The 1358-nt window shown below is 76.4% G+C and carries 1 protein-coding gene; it reads right to left on the reverse strand.

The window, feature by feature from the left end; all coding sequences use genetic code 11:
• Positions 1-1141, reverse strand: a 1141-nt coding sequence (locus ACWDX9_RS63350) for a primosomal protein N' family DNA-binding protein (protein ID WP_449973459.1), incomplete at its 3' end; no start/stop codon positions are given.
• Positions 1142-1358: the final 217 nt, after the last annotated feature.

The raw sequence follows: 1358 nt of genomic DNA on the forward strand, positions 1-1358 counted from the left end.
AGGCGAGGCTGGGCAGCCTGGCCTGGCGGGCCGCCTGGTCCTTGGCCAGCTCGGCGTCCTCGCCTGCGGGGCGCACCCGGGGGCCCAGGCCCCTGATCATCGTGCGGGCGGCCACGATCGGCCTGGCCCAGCCGGAGGCGACGAGCTGGGTGGCCTCGGCGGTGCGCGCGTATCCGCCGATGAGCATCGCGGCGCCGGTCCTGTGGGCGCGCAGGCCGAGAACCTCGCGGGCGTGCGGATACGGCGCCAGGCGCTCGGCGTGGAGGTCGTCACCGTCGTCCCAGATGGCCACCAGGCCGAGATCGGCGACGGGGGCGAACATCGCGGCCCTGGTGCCGACGACGGCCCGCACCTGGCCTCTCAGCACCTTCAGCCACCGGCGGTAGCGCTCGGCCGGGCCGAGGTCGGCGGTGAGCGCCACGTGCCTGCCCGGCCCCAGCACCCGGGTGAACTCGCCGTCGGCCAGCGCCACGTCCTTCCCGTCGGGCACCACGACGACCGCTCCCCTGCCGCCGTCCAGCGTCGCCCGCACCGCCTCGGCCGTCGCCCCCGCCCATCCCCTGGCGCCCGGCAGGGCGGACCACACGGCGCGGGGCGCGCGCCCGTCGCGCAGCGCGCCGAGGAAGGAGGGACCGGTCGGGTACGCGTTCCATGCGCTTTCGGTCTGGGACGGCTCCGCGGGCGGCAGGTCCTGCTTGGCGGGCTCCTCCGACTCGGCCTTGGCGTGGCGGGGCGGGACGGCCAGGCGGAGCACGTCGGTCAGGGTGCCCGCGTACCGGTCGGCGACCGCCCTGGCCAGCCCGGCGATCTCGGGGGTGAGCACGCGTTCGGGGGACACCACGCGTTCGAGCGGCATGAGCCTGCCGTCGTGGTCGCTCTCGTCCACCCGTTCCAGCAGGAACCCGTCGACCAGCTTGCCCGCGAACCGCACCCGCACCCGCACGCCCGGCCCGGCCGTCTCATGCATGGAGTCGGGCACCAGGTAGTCGAAGAGGCGGTCGAGGTGCGGCAGCGGGCTGTCCACCGCGACCCTGGCCACGGGGCGCTCAGGGGCGGGCGCGGGGGCCCCTTTGGTGTCCTTCGACGACGCTGGGGGCCGCACGGCGGCGAGCGGCAGAAGGGCGTCGTCGGAGTCGGTCACGCATAACGTCTACCAGACCGTTCGCCGTGACCGAGCGAGAGCGGAACGGTTGCCGGGGCCACGCGTCCCCGGCGGTCACGGGCACGCCGGAGGGCCGCGTCAACCCAGGTGGGCCGGTCGTCGAGCACGCCGCGCGTCCCCGGACCTCAATGCCGCGAGGGCCGCCTTCCGCAGCCGCGCCGGCTCCGGGGCGCGCCTGACACGCCCAGAGGCGCCG

Source organism: Nonomuraea sp. NPDC003201 (assembly GCF_053590415.1).